We start from the raw sequence: 18,098 nt of genomic DNA, 5'->3' as shown, positions 1-18,098 counted from the left end.
AGGGGCGCCTCCGTCAGACGGGGGCGCCCCTTTCATGCCGCTACTCGGCATAGTCGTGGAGCACAGCCTCGATGTTGTTGCCCTCGAGGTCGTAGACGAACGCCGCATAGTAGCCAGGATGATAGTCGCGGAGACCGAACGCGCCGTTATCGGCGCCACCAGCGTGAAGCCACAACCGACTCTACACAGCACCCTCTCCGATTTCGTCATCGCGCTCCGCCAGGCAGCGCTCCAGCATCCTCTCGATTTCGCCTACGTCGCGCTCCCTACCCCTGCTGTCGGTTGGCAACCTGAGCAGCGGGAGCCCGCACCGCTTGAGAATCGCATCCTTCATCCGATCCCGTTTGTACTGCTTTGTACCTTCCTTGTGGAATCGCCAGGCATCGACCTCGACGGCCAACAAAGGACGCTTGTTCATCTCGCGGAAGAAGAGGAAATCCACGTGCGTGCGCGGATCCCTCACGTACCTCTCCTCGAGCGGCGAAAGGGAGATGCCCTCGCCTACCAACGTGGACAATCCCACATGGCACCGGAACGACACCCGCGCGAAACGACCCGTTGCGAGCATATCCTCCAAAGCCGTCGCCATGAGGTCCTCGGAATCGTAGCGGGAGACACGCGGATACTTGCCCAAATACCTCGCTCGCTCTTCGGCGTATTCCTTGTACAGCAGGTCGAACACGGACCTGATGTTGCTCTGGACGATTTTGAACCCGTTGTACTCGATATAGCGTGCAAGCTCCTCGATGTCGTTGTCCTTACGTCCGCGAGGATTCTGCGACGCGACGACGCGAAGTTTCTTGACCGCACGAGAAACCGCGACGTTGACCATTTGGGGGTCGCCGACGAAGGCTCCAATGTTGTTTTCGACAGTGGAGAGTATGATGGCGTCGTTCTCGCGTCCTTGGAACTTATGAACCGTCGCCACGGAAACGCCTTCGGGGACCGCCTTTTTCAGCTCGCACACCTGGGGGTTGAACGGCGCGATCACGCCGATGTCCCGAATCTCCGAATCGACCAGCTCGGGAATGATCTCGTCGCACACCACAGAGACTTGGCGCATGTTCCTGCGCCCTCGCTCGTGGTTGCCTGGCACGGTGCGATGGAAGGAGAGCACGTCCCGCTCGCCCTCGTCCTTCGTCATAATGACAAGATCGTCGTCGTAGTACATCTTGTTGCAGAAGCCGATAATTCGAGGATGACAGCGATAGTGCTCTTTGAGCAAAGTCGGTTCCAATGCAGGCCAAAGGCCGAGAACCGACGTGAGCATGCTATGCTTCGCATAGCGGTAGCAATCCGGGACGCGATATTTATCGGCAATACGGTCGGTTTCGTCCGCGCGCTCCCTCTTCACCACATTGGCAAGCTGCTTATGATCGCCGACAACGACCACGTTTTTAGCGCATGCGAAAGCCAAAGCTCCAGCCGCCACGCTTATCTGGGAAGCCTCGTCCATGAGAACGCTGTCGTACCTGAAGCCTGGACCGAGGGAAGTCGTGATCGAATGCGTGGTGCTCAACACCACCGGATACTCTTCCGCGAACGCCGCCGATCCGCTCCGCAAGCTCCTTAGCTCGAACGTCCTACGATCCCGATTCGGCGAGTAACGCTTTGCAAGCTGGGCTTTGAACGCCCGCATGGACTTCTCCTCGATAGTCGCCATGTTCGCCTCGAAGTCGTACGACCTTTCCTTTAGGAGGCGAGCCTCGTCCCTCAACTCTCTGAGTTTCGCCCGATAGAACGCGTCTTGCAGCAAAGGCACAACGAGGAAGTCATCGCGCTCGATCGCATCGAGGTAGAACCCGCCGAAGAAGGCCCTGACGTAGGCGCGGTACAGAAAACCAACGGAGCGGCCCTCCTCGACGCGTCGACCTTCCCGCACCCAAAAACGCAAGATGTTTCGTGAAGTCCGTCCGAAGCGCGGATCATGAGGCTCGACTGCTCCCTTGCCAAGGCTCTCCGCATAGTCCTTGAAGTACTCGTATTCTCTTTCGTACGCGATTATCGATGCCTCGATTTCGGCGAGGCGCCCGCGATCTTCGAGAGCTCGCCCCAATCCGCTCACCAGCTCTCTCACCTCGGCGATAAGTCTTTCGCGCTCTTCCGAGGCTATGCCCCAGGCCTTGAGGTCGTGTGGGTATGCCGGCTGGTTTCCAAAGAACTCTTTCTTGATTTTGCTTCTACCTAACAGAGCGCAAACGAAACCCACATCGTTTCGGCCAAGCTTGTCCGCAACATTCTCCACAGCTGACACGTTGTTCGATACGACGGCCGTAGTGCGACCCTGCATAATGTTATTGGCGATGATATTGAGGATCGTCTGGGTTTTCCCCGTTCCAGGAGGCCCCTGCACCACGCTGAGCCTATCAGAGAAGGCCCGCTCGACAGCCGTCTTTTGGCTCGCATTGAGGCCGAAGGGGTAAATGAGCGTCGCAGGGTCGTTCTGCTGGGAGCCGGGAACGTCGCCCGACAGGTAGCAGGAGAGCATCGTGCTGCTCGCGACCGCCCCCACACCATCGTACCGCTCTTCGAGCACAGGCCTATCCGTTTTCTCGTTCAGGAGCTCGTCCGTGGATGCAAGGGCCCGAAGGTACTCGAACACGTTCTTTGGCCGCGGGTCTGCGAGCACATCCTTTTCAAGGGACACCTCGTTCATTGCATACACTCTGCAACTGCCGTTCGAGAAGCGCACGGCTAGATAGCCATCGTACATCGCAATGCGCTCCACATTGTCGAACGCCCAACCGCTCCTCCTGACAACCGTTGAACGCGGATCCCTCGTTTCCCTCGGGTGAACTTCTTTCACGCGAACCCTTCCGTAGGGGTAGGCCCTCTTTCCTTCTTTGTGCCTGATCCAGCACTTCTCCCCTACGTATTCGTATTCGTACACCTCGGCAGGCTCGTTATCGAAAGGAACCGATCCGTTATCCCTAATGAAGAATATTCGCTCGACTGGGTCCGCTAGCTCCATACGGCCACCTCCTGGACAGCCAACGATACGAGAATGGCCGCCGCCGTGCTCGCAAGGGTGCCGACAAGGTAGCATTCGGCGAACTCCTTGTCGTCGAGCATCTTGAAACGAGCGATACTCTTGGCCGTCAGCACGAAGGCGATCGCGCCGAACTGACCGCAGAGCGCTAGTACGGATATGATGGTGCGCTCGAGCATGCCTATCCAGCGTCCCGCTCGCAACTCTGCGATCGCACTCTCGCCATCATGCGTCGCATCGGCACCTTCAAGCCTCACCGCCCCGAGTAGGAGGCGGACGAGAATCGCCGCCGGACGCCAGACGATCAACAGCACCAAGCCCGTCGCCAAAGCCATCGCGGCGGATGTCGGGCCCATGACGCCGGCGAGAACCCCAACGATCCCGATCATCGGCGAGCCATCGCAGAACGCCGCGACCACCACTGCACACAATAATATGTGCAACGTCTGATCGACGCCGAAAACGGCCAGCGACGAGCCGATTCGATTCTCGAGTCGAGCCTTGCCGAAATCTATGAGCGCATGAGATATCGACAAGATAAGCCAAGCAAGGACGATACCGTCAAGCGGAAGCGCTACGGAAACGAAAAACGCCATGCACAGCGCATAGCATCCGCAATGAAAAGCAAGCAGAACCCCGCTTTCGCCCTTGCCTCGAGCGACGCGGTTCGTCTGCAGATAGAAATCGGCGATGACGTGCCCCGTCAGCACAAGCACCAAAGCGAATCCCAGCGTCATAGAGCGCTCACCACCCGAACTCGCGCGTCGAGCAATAGGAAAACAAGGCCGTGGCATTCCGTTCTTCGGCGACGCACCCCTGAGCGAGAAGGCGGTCGATCCCCTGGCGCGACATACCGGAACGCTGGGAAAGCGCATACGAGACCCCCACAAGGTCCCCTTCGAGACAGCGAAACGAACCGGCATTCCTTCCGACTTCGAGCTGCACCGGCTCGAAGAAGCCGTCTGCTCTGTCGTCAAAGGACGACAACAAGCCTTTGAATAGCTCCGATTCGGCCCGGCGGCATGAAGAGCCAAGCGTGCGCAACTCCAGCAGATTTTTGAGACGTGTTTTCAAGCTGTCCGAAAACACGTCACGACCGCAAGCGATCAGCATCGGGTAAAAGAGCTCGACCGCAAGCGCCATGTCGTTCTGGGTCGCCGTCCTCATCTTGCCTATGCTCAGCGAATGATCCGCAAGGGTTGTGAGGACCTCGTCCGAAAGCCCCCTGGATCGGAAAACGAAATCGAAACGTCTCCTTTTCTGGGCCTCGAGGATAGCGGAGCGCGCGTAATGGTAGGCTTCGCCGTCCTGGCTTGTAGATGCCCCTTCTTCAAGACGCACGTCCCACGTCCCAATTCCCAAACCGCCACGAAGCACCCCAGGACCAAGCAGAAAGCACAGAAGGCGATAGTAGAGAAACGCCGTTGCAGGCTCTCGGAAGAGCCCTTGGACCTCGTCGCCCGCGCTGAAAACAACGTCCTTCTCAATGCCCCCATTAAAGAGTTCGTTGGCAAAGAACAACGATTCGTTTGTCAGATCTTGTAAATATTCACGTTCTTCTGCCCGGTATTTGCGAGATCCTTTGATGTCCGCAATGAATGCCACATAATGCTGCACGACCGTCTCCTTGAAATTGAAGCCACCTGATCGGGAGTTTTATTATAGCAGCAAGATATATTGCTTTTACTAGTACCAATGTTTTTTGTTGCTAATATCAAATAGCAACAAAAAACATTGCCATTGCACGTTAGCGCGCAATGGACGAACCAGATGTCTGGGAGAGTCGCGAACCGCGGAGCCGTAACGCGGCATTTCAAGATATTGTCGCCCGAAACGGACGGTTTTCGGCTCGATTCCGTACGTTTCGGGCGACAATGCATCTCACAACAAGGAGGGTCCACCGCAGGTCGTTCGAACCTGCGGTGGACCCTCCTTGCTGTATCGTCGCCGAACGTTAGAAGTCGAACATCGCCGTCGAGAGGTAACGCTCGCCTGTATCGGGAAGAATCACCACGATGGTCTTCCCCTCGTTTTCCGGGCGGCGCGCCAGCTCGGTGGCGGCGGCCACGGCCGCTCCCGAAGAAATGCCCACGAGCAAGCCTTCCTTCGCCGCCAGTTCGCGCCCCGCCGCGAAAGCGTCCTCGTCAGCCACGGTGATCACCTCGTCGTACACCTCGGTGTTCAGCGTGTCGGGCACGAAGCCCGCGCCAATGCCCTGGATCTTGTGCGCGCCCGCACGTCCCTCGGACAGCACCGGCGAAGTCGCGGGCTCCACGGCAACTACCCGAACGTTCGGGTTCATGCGCTTCAGGTACGCGCCCGTGCCGCTCACCGTGCCGCCCGTGCCCACGCCCGCCACGAAGATGTCCACATCGCCGCCGGCAGCTTCCCAGATTTCCGGGCCCGTGGTGGCCTCGTGCACCGCCGGGTTCGCCGGGTTCACGAACTGGCCGGGAATGAACGAATTGGGAATCTCGGCCGCCAGCTCGTCGGCGCGCGCGATGGCGCCCTTCATGCCCTGCGCGCCCTCGGTCAGCACGAGTTCCGCACCGTATGCCTTCATGAGGTTGCGGCGCTCGACCGACATCGTTTCCGGCATGGTGATGATAAGGCGCATGCCGCGCGCAGCGGCGATAGCAGCCAAACCGATGCCGGTGTTTCCCGACGTAGGCTCGATGAGCACGGTGTCCTGGTCGATAAGCCCATCGGCCAACGCCTGGTCGATCATGGCCTTCGCGATGCGGTCCTTCACCGACCCGCCCGGATTGAACGATTCAACCTTGCCGACGATCTTCGCCTTCAGGTTGTGGTTGCGCTCGTAATTCGTCAGCTCCACCAGCGGCGTAGCGCCGATCAGCTCCGACACGCTCTTGTAAACCGTCATATCTCGCCCGCTTTCTCATCTGCGCCCGGCAAGCTCCCGGCCGACAATCGGCCTCAACCCCAGGCTTCCCTTGTGTCGCAGTAAATCCTACTTTCTTTATAGGTTTTAGTCAAGAACCCCTTCCGGCAAAATCTCGAATCCCTCGGCATCCAACTCCGGCGCGCCCTCGGCACGTCGCCGGGCAACCAGCCGCTTCGCTGCAGGAATGGACGCCAGCAGCGCCGCTCCCATGACGACGCTCGCCACGATGACCATGATCCACACCGGCGCGAACGACAGGTAGGCGTCGAACATCACGCCCGACACCACCGCTCCCACCGCGGCGCCCAAAAGCTCGAACGCCGTGACAATGCCCGTCACCGTGCCAAGATCCTTCTTGCCGTACTCCTTCACCACCATGATAGGCGGCGCCACCGTGCCCATGCAGGTGGCGAACCCGAAGAACAAGCAGGCCAAAATCGGGCCCCAGTCGGTAGCGGGAAACAGCAGCATGACACCGGCCAAAACCGACGTGATCGTGCCGAGGATCGTACCCGTGCGCATGCCCCATCGATCGTAGATGGCGCCGAGCGCCACCTTCGCCACGATGACCACCGCCAGGTAGAACGACCATACGCTGCCGGCCCACAGGGTCGAATGGCCGCCGGTGACCACTTCGGTGCCCCCTACGGTCACGCTCGTCATGTTCGCAATGGAGTTCGTGATGATGCAGCCGTTCGTGATGCCCATGGCCACGAACCCGATCACCAGCAACCAGAACGCCGAGCTCGAGCGCAAGGTCTTCCATCCCACCGAAACGTTAACGGGAACGTCGGGCGAGCGATCTTCCTTCACCTCCTCGACCTGGCCCGCGCCGTAAGGGACCATGCCCTTGTCGCTCGGGCGCGTGCTGAACGTCGCCAGCACAAGCGGCAGCGCAGCCACGAAGCACACCACGGCCAGCAGCAAAAACGCCGCACGCCAGCCCGACGCCTCGATCATGGCGCTCGTAACCGGGGAAAGCACCACCCCGCCAAGACCCGATCCTGAAAGCGCGATGGACACTGCCAAGCCGCGCTTGAGCGTGAACCAGTTCGAGATGACCACCGAAACCAGTAGGCGCGTGCCCGCGACCACCACCATGCCAGCCACCACGCACAGCGCGTACAACTGCCAGGCGGCCGTGATGAACGAGAGTCCCACCAGCACAAGAGAGCTGGTCAGCACCGTCACCGTACCCAGCACGCGCGCCGAGCACGTATCGGTAAGCCGCCCGATCACCAGCGACGCGAACACCGCAACCACCGTGGTGATGGAAACGCCCGTGTTGAATTGCCCCACCGTCAACCCTAGGTCGCGCACGATATGCGTCTGGAACAACGGGATGCAGTTCACGAACACCGTGTAACACGTCGCCATGATCAGCAGGCCGCCCGCAACGATCCACCACCCGTAGAAGATCTTCCCCTCGCTCGACCCCTTTTCAGCCATGCTTCCTCATTTCCCCAGCTTATCCAAATGCCGAATGAACTCGATGTAGAACCCCACTCCGCGCTTGAACGCGTCCACGTCCAAATTCTCGTCTTGCCCGTGAATACGCGTGCGCTGATCGCCCTTGAACAAGATGCCCGCGAACCGGTACGTGCGCGGGCACGCGCGGGCAAAATGACGCGCATCGCTGCAGCTGGTTTGCACGTACGGCGCGATGCCCGCCTCGGGATAGACCGCGTGAATCACGCGACGCAGATAGTCGAACGCCGGGTCGTCCTCAAACGGCGAGACCGGAGACGGCTCGCTGACCTCGAACAGCTCGTACGCGGTATCCTCGTCGAAGCGCTGCTTGATGCGAGAAAACGCATCGTCGACGGTCTCGCCGGGATCGACGCGCACGTTAACGGTGGCTTTCGCCTGCTTGGAAATCACGTTGTGCGCCTTCGATCCCTCAAGCTGCGTGAGCGCGTACGTGGTGCGAACCATGGCGGCCGTTTCGGGGTCGCGCTGCATGATGCGAACCACTAAAGGCCGAAACAGCCACAAGTTGCCGAACACCAAGCGCAGGCCGAAGCCGCCGCGCGCGGCCAGCTCCTTGAGCATGGCCGCCACCGGATCGGACAGGCGCGACGCGGGAGGATTCTGCTGCAATCCGTCCAACCCCGCCACCAGCTTCGCCGCGGCGTCTTCAAGCGAAGGGGTTGCCGCATGGCCCCCTGCGGAGCTCGTGGTGACGCGCGCGTTGAAAATACCCTTTTCCGCCACGCCCACAACGGCGAATTGGCCGCTCACGCCTAGCGGAGGGTTGTCGATAACCGCCCCGCCTTCGTCAAGCACCAGGTAAGGAACTCGCCCGATGCCCTTCAGGTACTCGACCATGCGCGGAGCCGTGTCGCCGCCGTCCTCTTCGGTGTTCGACGAGAAGAAGTAGATGTCGCGCGGAGGAACGTATCCTTCCGAAAGCAGTTGCTCGGCCGCCTCAAGAAGCCCGGCCCAGATGCACTTCGTATCCACCGCGCCGCGCGCATAGATCTTCCCGTCCGCAATGTCGGCGGCGAACGGATCATGCGACCATCCATGCGGGTCGGCCTCCACCACGTCGTGGTGCGCCATGAGCACCACCGGGGCAAGCGCGCGATCGGATCCTTTCCAAAGAAGCGAGATGCCGTATCCGTCGATCATTTCAAGATCCATAGACGCGAACACGCGCGGATACAATCGGCGCAGCTTGGGCACGAACTCGTCGAAAGCGCTGTGGTCGGCCTCGGGGCTGCCCGCACCCCACACGGTAGCGCTGCGAAGCATTTCGCGAAAACGTTCGACAGCCTCGTCCGATCCCATCGCCTGACTCTCCGGCAACGGATCGGAAACGGGCGTCGGCCTAAGCCTTACGGCATTCACCGTCAATACGACTGCGAACAGCGCGACAATCGCAACAGCAAAAACGAACACGGTCATATACGAACCCTTCTCTGCGGCACCATGCGGCCATTATAGACCCAACTGCTATAATCCCCCGCAAGGGGAAGGGGATCGGATGGCGCTCATCGACAGGGTTCACGGAACAGCGGGCATCAAAATCATCGTAGGATCGGCGTTTCTTTGGGCCTGGCTCGACGCGCTGTTCATGAGCGCGTTCTTCACGGCGCCCGACACGAAAGGGCTCACGGCCGAGTTGGCCGCCGTGGCCGTGTTCGGCTTCAGCGCATTCGGATACGCAGCAGCCCTCAAGAAACCGGCCGCGATCAACAGGCTCATCGCCGGGAAGCGCTTGCCGCTGATCGCAGCCTTGTTGGGAACCGCAGGTTCTTTGCTGCTCGTGTTTTCGGGCTTCGGATTCGGTTGGATGCCGCTTGCTATCGGAAGCGCGCTCGTCGCCCTGTTCGTCGCCGTGTTCCAGATCGGATGGGGCGCCGCATACTGCCAAGAAGGGGCCCGCACCGCCACGCCCTACGTCGCCGGCGCCTTCGCGTGCGCCGTCGTCATCGACACGCCCATGCTCTTCATGATCCCGGAAGCGTCTGCGGTGTTCTTCTCGCTGCTGCCCCTTATTTCGGGCCTGATCTTCACCACGGTGCCGCCCGACCAGCGAACCTATCGCCGAACCGCGGAAAGCTCGGTCCCCGCAAGGCGCGGCGTGTGTGCCCACCTGAAAACCCACCTGGGAATCTCGATGATGCTCCTGTGCGCCGCGGCGCTCGTGCTGACCAGCTTCGGATACCTGCAGCACCTCGTTTCCTTCTCGTCCGTCGCCAGCAACGGATCACCCGGCGGCGTGATCGTGCAAGTGGCCCGCGGCATAGCCGCCATCCTCATGTTCGGCATCGTCTGCATCGCCCCGCAGCGAGCAAGCGCCGTTTATCGCGTGGGGCTGCTGGCGATGATCGCCGGTTTCATGATGATGTCGTTTCTGTTCGGCTCCGAGTTGTTCTGGATTGCGGGAGCGGTCATCATCAGCGGCTATACCGCCTTCGATCTGCTGGTATGGGTCGTTTTCTCCCAGATTGCCCACACGCAGTCCCGCGATCCGCTCAAAACCGTCGCCGCCGTGCGATTGCTTGCGGTCATCTGCTACGTCGTGGGCGCCCTTGCGGGCATCCTTTTGGTGGGCAACGACCAATCCACGCACGCGTTCGTCTTCCAGGAAACCACGGCCATCGGCTATCTGGTGGTCATCGCAACCGTGCTGCTGCTCAGCAGCGAGGATATTTGGATGCTGTTCGGCTACACCGCACGCGCAGGGTCGGCCAATCAGGAAGGACTGGGACAGGAGGAACGCCTTGCCGCATGGTTCGACCGTATTGGCCTTACCGCGCGCGAGCGCGACATCGCGTCGCTTCTGGCCGCCGGTCGCACCCAGCCCTGGATCGCCGACTGCTTGAGCATATCCGAGAACACGGTGGGAACCCACGTGCGCCACATCTACCAGAAAGCGGACGTCCACAATCGCCAAGAGTTTATCGACCGCGCCATTTCACCTGATCATCCAGCATCACCTGAATCACGTGACCGCGTCTCAAGCGTCACGGATGTCACCTGATATTCCAAAATACGGGCATTCGGGCGTTGCGCGGCGCAATCCCTATCCCCCATCTTGAAGCCACGCGAACGAACTCGCGTGCCGCGCTTCTTCGCATCGGCGAGGATCGCGGGAGGGATTGAAAGGGAAGGGGAATTCCATGGAAATCAATCGCAGGAACTTCTTGAAGGGCGCGCTCGTCACCGGTGCCGCAGCAGCGGCCGCCGTTGCGCTGCCGGCGTGCAGCCCCGCCGCTCCGTCCGACTCGTCGGCCGACGCAAGCGGCTCGGCTCAAAGCGGCGCAGGCGCGAAGCATACGTGGGAAGTCGCTCCCGAACCCATCGCCGACATCGCCGAGACGCAGGACTTCGACGTAGTCATCGTGGGCGCCGGCCTCGCAGGCGTCAACGCTGCAGAAGCGGCAGCGCGCAACGGCGCCAAAACGGTGGTCATCGAACGCAACACCGGCATCTCCATCCGCGGCGTGGACGTAGGCCACATCGGCAGCAAGTACCACAAGTCGAACGGCTTCGACCTGGATCCGCGCGTGGCCACGCGCTACCTGCACCACGCGTCTCACCAGACCACGAACTACGACCTCATCTACGTATGGGCCTCGCGCTCCGGCAAGGTGTTCGACTACATCGAGGAGTTGGGCGCAGCGAACGGCGTGAGCATGGTGCCCGCGCTCTCCGGTACCGCCAAGTACGGCAACTGGTCCAAGCTTTCCGACAACTGGCGCGTCTACCCCGATGCCGTATCGTTCGTGCGCGGCGGCGAAACGTACGACATGCGCGACGACGGGCAGCCCGTCAACATCACGTTGGGCGAGCTGGTATACGATTCCGCCAAGAAGAACGGCGCCGAGTTCGTGTTCGAGGCGCGCGCCGAGCAGTTGGTGGGCAATGCGCAAAGCGGCATCACGGGCGTTGTCGCAACCACGAAAGACGGCAAGCACGTGCAGTACAACGCCAAGAACGGCGTCATCCTGGCCACGGGCGACATCGGCGGCAACCAGGAGATGGTAGACGTGTTCTGCCCCATCTCGAACCGCTCGGACGCGAACGTGTACGCCCCCGCCGGCTTCAACAACGGCGACGGCATCCTCATGGGATGCTGGGCGGGCGCGGCCATGTCGAAAAGCCCCGCTGCGCCGATGATTCACCAGTTCACGCTCGACACGCTTGAGTTCAACCTCACGTCCTTCATCATGAGCTGGCTTGCGGTCAACGCCAACGGCGAGCGCTACGGCGCCGAGATGCCCTTCGAGCCCATGTTGACCAACGCCCGCATGAACACGCCTGGCAACGTTGCCTGGTCCGTCTTCGACAGCGACTACGAGACGTACGTCATGCAGCAGCAGCCCGAGCGCTTCGATCGCTTCACCGACGGCCTGGACGCCGTCATGGAAAAGTGGCTGGGCAACGGCAAGCTCATCAAGGCCGACACGCTCGACGATCTGGCGAAGCAGCTCGACATCCCGGCGGACGCGTTCAAGGCCACCGTGGAACGCTACAACAGCATGGCCGAAGCCGGCGAGGACATCGACTTCGACGTGCCCGCGCAGTGGCTCGCACCGGTCAAGACCCCGCCGTTCTACGCGACGAAGAACGTGTGCAGCACGCTGACCATCCCGTTCGGCCTGCACGTGAACGCCGACTCCCAGGTGCTCACGGCGGAAGACCAGCCGATCGACGGCCTGTTCGCCATCGGCAACGTGCAGGGCGACTTCTTCGGCAACGACTACCCCGTGCACTGCCCCGGCGTCAGCCATGGCCGCTGCGTGACGTTCGGCCAGTTGGTCGGCGAAGCGTGCGCGAAGGACACGGTCATCAGCAAGATCTAGCGCAACCGAGCGTCACCGTACTCCCTCCCGCGAAAAGGCCGCATCAAGCGGCCTTTTCGTCATCTTGGATCTTGGAATGTCGAGCGAAAAGCAACAAGGGCGCCCTCCGCTCTCCTGCAACGGCAAGGAAGATACCCTGCGCCGTCCTGCAACGCCGCGCCCCTACAACGCCGTGCCGCGCGTTGGCACGTAGAGGCCCTTCATGTTCGCGCCCTCGTGCTCGAGCAGCCAGATTTTGCGCTCGATGCCGCCCGCGTACCCCGTAAGACTGCCGTCCGACCCGACCACACGATGGCACGGAATGATGACGGAAATGGGATTATGCCCAACGGCTCCGCCCACCGCCTGGGAAGACATCTTCTCTCTGCCGTCTTCTTGCGCGATCTCGCACGCCAGCTCGCCGTACGTGCGCACGCAACCGTAGGGGATCTCCATGAGTTTGCGCCAGACGCGCAGCCGAAACGCGGTGCCGTTCGGCTTCAAGGGCAGCTCCGCGATCGCAGGCTGCTCGCCAGCGAAGTACCGATCGAGCCAATCCTTCGCCTGCGCGAATATCGGCAGATCGTCGTTCGGGGCCATTTCGCCGTTCACGGTGCCGCCGAAGTACTTCTGCCCCGCCATCCACAGCCCGACGATGCCCTCGCCGTCGCTCGCAAGCGTGACTTCGCCGAACTCGGGGTGAGCGTAGTTCGTCCGATATACCATGCGCGTTCCTTTCGTCCATTCGGCAAGCGAATCCCGCAGGCAGCCGCCCGCGCACCCGCGCGCAGACCCTTCTCGCACAAGTCTACCGCGAAAAGGGCGCTACTGCCCCGCCGCTCGCTGTTCGGCCAAAAGCAGATCCACCATGCGTCCGTAGCTTTGCATGCCGTCGGCTTGGTCGTTCGCCTTCAGGTACGTATCGTTGGCTGCGTTGGAGACGTTTTGAACCGGCCCCTCGTACTTCGCCCAATGCTGCGCGCGCTCAGCAAGATCGCGCTGCACCGCCGCCGACAGTCCCAAGGAAATCGCACTTGCCGCATCCGAGTCGACCCTCCGCAGCGCCGAGATGACGTTGTCGTACGCCAGCACGTATCCGCTGTAGCGCATCAGCGCGTCATCGGATTGCCTGCACGCCAAATACGCGATGAAGTTCGCTTCGTCCTCGCGCATGAATCCGCACTGGTGCGCCAGTTCGTGCGCCATGGTCCAGGGGATCACGAACAGCGGATTGTCCACGTTGATATTCGATTCCATCGTGAAGGGGAAGAACATGCCGCCGATGTTCGCGTACGACAGCAGCTTGGAGGCGATCACTGGTTTCGGCGGCGAGTACAGCGGCCGCTCCAACGCCGGATACTGTTCGGCAAGCTTGCGCATGGCCTCAACCGACTCCCGCGCGTAGCGCTCGAACTGGCCCGGATGGGCGTCGAACAGGTCCGCGTCGTCGCCCAGCTGCGCCCGGGTTCGCCCCAGCTCGTCAGCAAGCGAGGCGGCAAGCGCCACAAGCTCTTCCTGGCGCTGCGCGGCATCGACGCCGGCTTCCTCCACATTGTAGCCAGCGTGCTCGGCGAAGGTATGCCGATAGTAGTTCAGCCCGCACAACGCCGTGAACAGGAAGTACACCGTGCAGCAGATGGCCGCCGCGCCCATCGCGGCGCGGTACGCCACCATAAGCCGCTCCCCCTTGCCCACAACGAGCTTGCGAACGCAGAAGCCCAGATAACCTGCGCAAAACAGCAGGAACAGCGCCACGACCCACTCGGCCACGGAAAAACTCGCAAGCGAGGGCAGAAACCCCACGACCGACGACAACGCCGGATACGCCGCCTGGCTGTACACCTGCTCCGTCCAGTCGGGATGCTGCCGCGCATACGCGGTCATCGCCAGCGCGACAGCCCCAAGCGGAAGGAACAGCATCCGTTTGAGCAAGAAGTCCCGCACGCCGCGTTTCGATTCGTTGGTTTTCATACGGGACAGTATACCCGCGCCGTCAAACCGCAAGGTCGTCAACCGATCAAGAACGACCCGCGAGCAAGCCGCGTCCCTACAGGTCGTCCACCAGCGCGCTCGACTTCGCATAGGCGGTGCTGCGCGCCTCGAAGAAGTCCGTCTTGATCATGTTCGCGTTCGCGAATTGGCTCACCCACGACATGCTCTCCGGCTCGCGCTCGTGACCTTCGTACAAGGGATCGAATCCCAGCTGAGCGCAGCGAAGGTTGCCCAGGTACTGAATGTAATCGGTCACCATCTGGCGGTTAAGACCGACCACGTCGTCGCCGATGGCGTAATGACCCCAGCGAATCTCCTGCTCGCACCCCTCCTTGATCATGGCGCGGTACTCGTCGATCAGCTCGGACGTGAACAGCGCGGGCTCCTCTTCCTTGAGTTCCAGCAAAATGTTGCGGAACAGCCACAGGTGCGTGTTCTCGTCGCGGTTGATGTAGCGGATCTCCTGCACCGACCCCGGCATGAGGTTGTTGCGGCCCAGATTGTAGAAGAACATGAAGCCGCTGTAGAAGTACACCCCTTCCAAAATGTAGTTCGCCACCAGCACGCGCGCGAGCGCTTCGGGGCTCTTGTCGTCCTGGAACTCGTTGTACAAATCGCCGATGAACTCATTGCGCCTCAGAAGATGCTCATCCTCCTTCCACTGGTACAGCACGTCGTTGCGCTCTTGCGGCTCGCAGATGGTATCGAGCATGTAGCTGTAGCTTTGGCTGTGCACGGTTTCCTGGAACGTTTGGATGGCCAGGCACAGGTTCACCTCGTTGGCGGTGATGTACTCGCCCACGTTGGGCAGGTTCGCCGACTGCAGGCTGTCAAGGAAGATGAGAAACGACAGGATCTTGTCGTAAGCGCGCCGCTCGGGCGCGGGCAGCTTGCGGTAATCCTTGATGTCCACGCCAAGGTTGATCTCCTCGGGTATCCAGAAGTTGTTCATGGCCTGGCGGTACCAGTCGCTGGCCCATTCGTACTTCATGTTGTTGAAGTCGTTGAGGTTCGTCGTGTTCCCGCCGATCATCCGCCGGTCGAGCACATCGGTGTCCCCCAGCGGGTTGAACAGGGGCTTCTTCTTGAGTTGAGACATTGCAGGCTATCTCCTTCCATGCGCCCGCAGGGCGCATATCAAACGCGCAGGTTGGCGCAGTAGGTCAGCGAGGGGCACCAGGGTGCCCGAGATCGTGGGGAGAGCGAGGGCGAAGCGTACTTCGGTACGCGAGGCCTCGGTCTCGCCGCGAGATCGGGTACCAGGGCGCCCCGCCCCCTTCGGGGACTTGCTTCGCGGCGCAGCCTGTCGGCAGGTTCCGGCGGCCGACAGGCCGACGGAACCATCACGACGAGCACGCTTCGCACTCTTCCACTTCCAAGCTCTTCGAACGCACGTAGTAGATGGTTTTCACGCCCTCTTCCCAAGCCAGAAGATACAGGTCGAGCACGCGGCGGAACGTGTACTCGTTCGTGATGTACAAGTTCATGCTCTGCGCTTGGTCGATATGGCGCTGACGCGCGCCGCACGCGCGCACCGACCACGTCTGATCGATAAGATGGGCGTTCTTGTAATACCAGAACGTGTCCACCGACAGCTCGGGCGCAACGCGCGGCATGAGCCCGTTTTTCTTCTCCTCCAAAAAGTAGCGGTTCATAACCGGATCAAGTCCCGCCGTGGTACCGGCAATGATGCTCGTGGAACTGGTGGGCGCCACGGCCAGAAGGTAGCCGTTGCGCACACCGTGCTCGGCTACGTCGCGCGCAAGGTCCGCCCAGCGCCCGTCGGTCAAGCCCCTGTCGAGAAAATACTCGCCCGTCTGCCAACCGCTCCCCTCGAAGAACTCGTACGAGCCCTTTTCCTGCGCGATGGCGCAGCTGGCGCGCACCGCAGCGTAGTGCACGTCGCCGAACACGCGATCAGCGAACGCCAGATGCTCCTCGCTTTCCCATCGAATGCCGTTTTTCGCCAGCAGATGATGGTAGCCGCTCACGCCCAAGCCCACGGGTCGGTACTGGCGGTTGCTGATCTGCGCGTACGGCACCGGGAAGAAGTTGAGGTCGATGACGTTGTCCAGCGCGCGCACCGCGCTCTCGGTGATCTGCGTCAATTCGCGCGCATCGTCCATGTCGATATGCCCCAGCGACAAGCTTGCCAGGTTGCACACCACAAACGCTCCGGGCTTCGTCACCGTCACTACCACCTGCTGGCCGTCAACGTCTTCGATGCGCTGCTCGATCTGCTCGATGGCCTCCATGTTCTGCGCGATCTCGGTGCACAGGTTGCTGCAATAGATCACGCCCCGATGCTTGTTCGGGTTCGCTCGGTTCACCGCATCGCGGTTGAACGTGAACGGCGTTCCCGTTTCCACCGCGCTCTTGATGATCAGCCGGATGACGTCCTTGATGGGAATGACCCGCTTCTTGATGCGCGCGTCGGCCACGCATTCCAAGTACTTGCGCGTCCATTCCTCGCCGAAGCAGTCCTCCAGCGCGTAGCCCTTCACCGCAAGAATCTCGTGCGGGCACATGAGATACCAGTCGCCTTCGATGTTATCGCGCGCCTGCTGCCAAAAGTAGTCGGGATAGCACACGGCCGGGAACACGTCGTGCGCCTTCATGCGATCATCGCCGTTGTTCGTGCGCAACGCAAGAAACTCCGGCAGATCGCGATGCCACGCATCCAGGTACACCGCCACGGCGCCCTGGCGCATGCCCAGCTGATCGACCGCCACCGCCGTATCGTTGGCCAGGCGAATCCACCGGATAACGCCGCCGGCCGCACCGTCGAACCCGCGTATGGCGCTGCCCGAAGCGCGCACCTTGCCGAAGTACAAGCCCATTCCGCCGCCGTACTTGCTCACCTTCGCGAAGTTGTCGATGCTGCGGTAGATGCCGTCCAAACTGTCGGGCACCGTATCGATAAAGCACGACGACAGCTGATGAAACGGCTTGCGCGCGTTCGACAACGTGGGCGTAGCCATGGTCACCTTGAGCGTAGACAGCATGTCGTAAAACCGACGCACCCACTGCATGCGGTCCTCCACGCGCTCCTTCATAGCCAGGTGCAGCGCAATGCCCAAAAACATCTCTTGCGGCGATTCGAGCGGCGCGCCTTGATGGGTGCGAATGACGTAGCGATCAAGCAGCAGCTGCAAACCCGCGTACGTGAACAGGTCGTTGCGGCGAAGATCGATGAACGCCGCGGCTTCGTCCAGCTCGGCCGGCGTGTAGCTTTGCAGGATATAGTCGCCGTACAGGCCCTCTTCCGCAAGGTAGGCGACCTTTTGCGCGAAGCCGTCAATGCGGCGCACGGCCATGCGCTCGGCAAGCGCACGCTCGAATTGAAGCATGAGCAGGCGCGCGGCGATCATCTCCCACCGCGGAGCCTCCTGCGTGGTCAGCTCGACCGCCGCCTTGATGAGCATGGCAAGCTTCTGGTCGTCCGAAGCCTCGGGCTTCGCGAACGACTGGAACTTCGCCTGCAAATGCGCAAGCTCGTATTCCTCCTCGGGAAACTCTTTTTGCGCGGCGGCAAGCGCCTCGGCCAAGCCGGAAACGCCCGCGAGCTGCGCGCACAGCTTCTCGCGCGCCATCCGTTTGCGCGCGCGCTCTTCGCGATACAGGATGTAGCTTTTCAGCTCTTGGTAATAATTGGCCTCCATAAGAGCGCGCTCCACCAAGTCCTGCACGTCTTCAACGGCAACGGCGCCGTCGCGAGAAACGGCCTCCATAGCGCGTTCGACGTTCGCCACGAGACGCACCGCCTCGTCATCGGTCAAAGCGCTGCCCACGCTGCGGAACGCCGCGCCCATGGCGCGCTTGATCTTGCCGGCGTCGTACGGCTCCGTCGTGCCGTTGCGTTTGGAAATCTGCATGATGGTCCGTGTCCTTTGCACTCTTGCGGTTGGAACATCCATCC

The 18,098-nt window shown here is 61.3% G+C and carries 13 protein-coding genes and 1 pseudogene; 2 read left to right on the top strand and 12 right to left on the bottom strand.

Annotated features, from left to right (window positions below; translation table 11 throughout):
• Positions 1-40: 40 nt before the first annotated feature.
• The 8 genes and pseudogenes from LQE90_RS12435 to LQE90_RS09815 form a co-directional block, all read right to left on the bottom strand.
• Entirely contained in the window at positions 41-175 is a 135-nt protein-coding gene (locus LQE90_RS12435) for a VOC family protein (RefSeq protein ID WP_255713267.1), read from the bottom strand.
• A gap of 6 nt (positions 176-181) precedes the next feature.
• Positions 182-2,971, bottom strand: coding sequence for an AAA domain-containing protein (locus LQE90_RS09840; protein ID WP_216529589.1), 2,790 nt, complete (start codon positions 2,969-2,971; stop codon positions 182-184).
• Positions 2,962-3,726 carry a DUF3307 domain-containing protein gene (locus LQE90_RS09835; protein ID WP_216529588.1) on the bottom strand — a complete coding sequence of 255 codons (765 nt, stop codon included), beginning with the start codon at positions 3,724-3,726 and terminating at the stop codon, positions 2,962-2,964. The genes LQE90_RS09840 and LQE90_RS09835 overlap by 10 nt, the downstream gene beginning before the upstream one ends.
• Positions 3,727-3,733: 7 nt before the next feature.
• Complete coding sequence (locus LQE90_RS09830; protein ID WP_231088284.1) at positions 3,734-4,132, bottom strand: hypothetical protein; 399 nt, start codon at positions 4,130-4,132, stop codon at positions 3,734-3,736.
• Between the two features lie 138 nt (positions 4,133-4,270).
• Positions 4,271-4,594: pseudogene (locus tag LQE90_RS12525) on the bottom strand (hypothetical protein); the annotation flags it as partial.
• 349 nt (positions 4,595-4,943) lie between these two features.
• Entirely contained in the window at positions 4,944-5,873 is a 930-nt protein-coding gene (gene cysK, locus LQE90_RS09825; RefSeq protein WP_216529586.1) for a cysteine synthase A, read from the bottom strand.
• A 105-nt stretch (positions 5,874-5,978) separates the two neighbouring features.
• Positions 5,979-7,343 (bottom strand): MFS transporter, encoded by a 1,365-nt coding sequence (locus LQE90_RS09820; protein WP_216529585.1) that lies wholly within the window; start codon positions 7,341-7,343, stop codon positions 5,979-5,981.
• Positions 7,344-7,349: 6 nt separating this feature from the next.
• On the bottom strand, positions 7,350-8,801 hold the full coding sequence (locus LQE90_RS09815) for a M20/M25/M40 family metallo-hydrolase (RefSeq protein WP_216529584.1): 1,452 nt from the start codon (positions 8,799-8,801) through the stop codon (positions 7,350-7,352).
• Positions 8,802-8,880: 79 nt separating this feature from the next.
• Between LQE90_RS09815 and LQE90_RS09810 the strand changes: the two genes are divergently transcribed.
• A complete protein-coding gene (locus tag LQE90_RS09810; protein WP_216529583.1) occupies positions 8,881-10,383 on the top strand; it encodes a LuxR C-terminal-related transcriptional regulator in 1,503 nt (500 codons plus the stop codon).
• Positions 10,384-10,522: 139 nt separating this feature from the next.
• Positions 10,523-12,208, top strand: coding sequence for an FAD-dependent oxidoreductase (locus LQE90_RS09805; protein WP_114567518.1), 1,686 nt, complete (start codon positions 10,523-10,525; stop codon positions 12,206-12,208).
• A 162-nt stretch (positions 12,209-12,370) separates the two neighbouring features.
• Here LQE90_RS09805 and LQE90_RS09800 read toward each other — a convergent pair whose 3' ends face one another.
• The 4 genes from LQE90_RS09800 to LQE90_RS09785 form a co-directional block, all read right to left on the bottom strand.
• A complete protein-coding gene (locus LQE90_RS09800) occupies positions 12,371-12,913 on the bottom strand; it encodes a methylated-DNA--[protein]-cysteine S-methyltransferase (RefSeq protein ID WP_216529582.1) in 543 nt (180 codons plus the stop codon).
• Between the two features lie 99 nt (positions 12,914-13,012).
• Entirely contained in the window at positions 13,013-14,158 is a 1,146-nt protein-coding gene (locus LQE90_RS09795; RefSeq protein ID WP_216529581.1) for a DUF3810 domain-containing protein, read from the bottom strand.
• Positions 14,159-14,234: 76 nt separating this feature from the next.
• Positions 14,235-15,278 carry a ribonucleotide-diphosphate reductase subunit beta gene (locus LQE90_RS09790; protein ID WP_216529580.1) on the bottom strand — a complete coding sequence of 348 codons (1,044 nt, stop codon included), beginning with the start codon at positions 15,276-15,278 and terminating at the stop codon, positions 14,235-14,237.
• A gap of 244 nt (positions 15,279-15,522) precedes the next feature.
• Entirely contained in the window at positions 15,523-18,054 is a 2,532-nt protein-coding gene (locus tag LQE90_RS09785; RefSeq protein ID WP_216529579.1) for a ribonucleoside-diphosphate reductase subunit alpha, read from the bottom strand.
• Positions 18,055-18,098 lie beyond the last annotated feature (44 nt).

The sequence above is a fragment of the Paraeggerthella hominis genome (assembly GCF_021044775.1).
GTDB classification, from domain to species: domain Bacteria; phylum Actinomycetota; class Coriobacteriia; order Coriobacteriales; family Eggerthellaceae; genus Paraeggerthella; species Paraeggerthella hominis.
Note: the sequence above shows the minus strand (reverse complement) of the source record. Positions and strands in the feature narration are given on the sequence as shown.

What these genes read in the sequence shown, in the direction of transcription:
- LQE90_RS09790 (WP_216529580.1), bottom strand. Translation starts at nt 15,278, where the DNA reads ATGTCTCAACTCAAGAAGAAGCCCCTGTTCAACCCGCTGGGGGACACC.
- LQE90_RS09795 (WP_216529581.1), bottom strand. Translation starts at nt 14,158, where the DNA reads ATGAAAACCAACGAATCGAAACGCGGCGTGCGGGACTTCTTGCTCAAA.
- LQE90_RS09830 (WP_231088284.1), bottom strand. Translation starts at nt 4,132, where the DNA reads ATGGCGCTTGCGGTCGAGCTCTTTTACCCGATGCTGATCGCTTGCGGT.
- LQE90_RS09815 (WP_216529584.1), bottom strand. Translation starts at nt 8,801, where the DNA reads ATGACCGTGTTCGTTTTTGCTGTTGCGATTGTCGCGCTGTTCGCAGTC.
- LQE90_RS09785 (WP_216529579.1), bottom strand. Translation starts at nt 18,054, where the DNA reads ATGCAGATTTCCAAACGCAACGGCACGACGGAGCCGTACGACGCCGGC.
- LQE90_RS09805 (WP_114567518.1), top strand. Translation starts at nt 10,523, where the DNA reads ATGGAAATCAATCGCAGGAACTTCTTGAAGGGCGCGCTCGTCACCGGT.
- LQE90_RS09840 (WP_216529589.1), bottom strand. Translation starts at nt 2,971, where the DNA reads ATGGAGCTAGCGGACCCAGTCGAGCGAATATTCTTCATTAGGGATAAC.
- cysK (WP_216529586.1), bottom strand. Translation starts at nt 5,873, where the DNA reads ATGACGGTTTACAAGAGCGTGTCGGAGCTGATCGGCGCTACGCCGCTG.
- LQE90_RS09835 (WP_216529588.1), bottom strand. Translation starts at nt 3,726, where the DNA reads ATGACGCTGGGATTCGCTTTGGTGCTTGTGCTGACGGGGCACGTCATC.
- LQE90_RS09800 (WP_216529582.1), bottom strand. Translation starts at nt 12,913, where the DNA reads ATGGTATATCGGACGAACTACGCTCACCCCGAGTTCGGCGAAGTCACG.
- LQE90_RS09820 (WP_216529585.1), bottom strand. Translation starts at nt 7,343, where the DNA reads ATGGCTGAAAAGGGGTCGAGCGAGGGGAAGATCTTCTACGGGTGGTGG.
- LQE90_RS09810 (WP_216529583.1), top strand. Translation starts at nt 8,881, where the DNA reads ATGGCGCTCATCGACAGGGTTCACGGAACAGCGGGCATCAAAATCATC.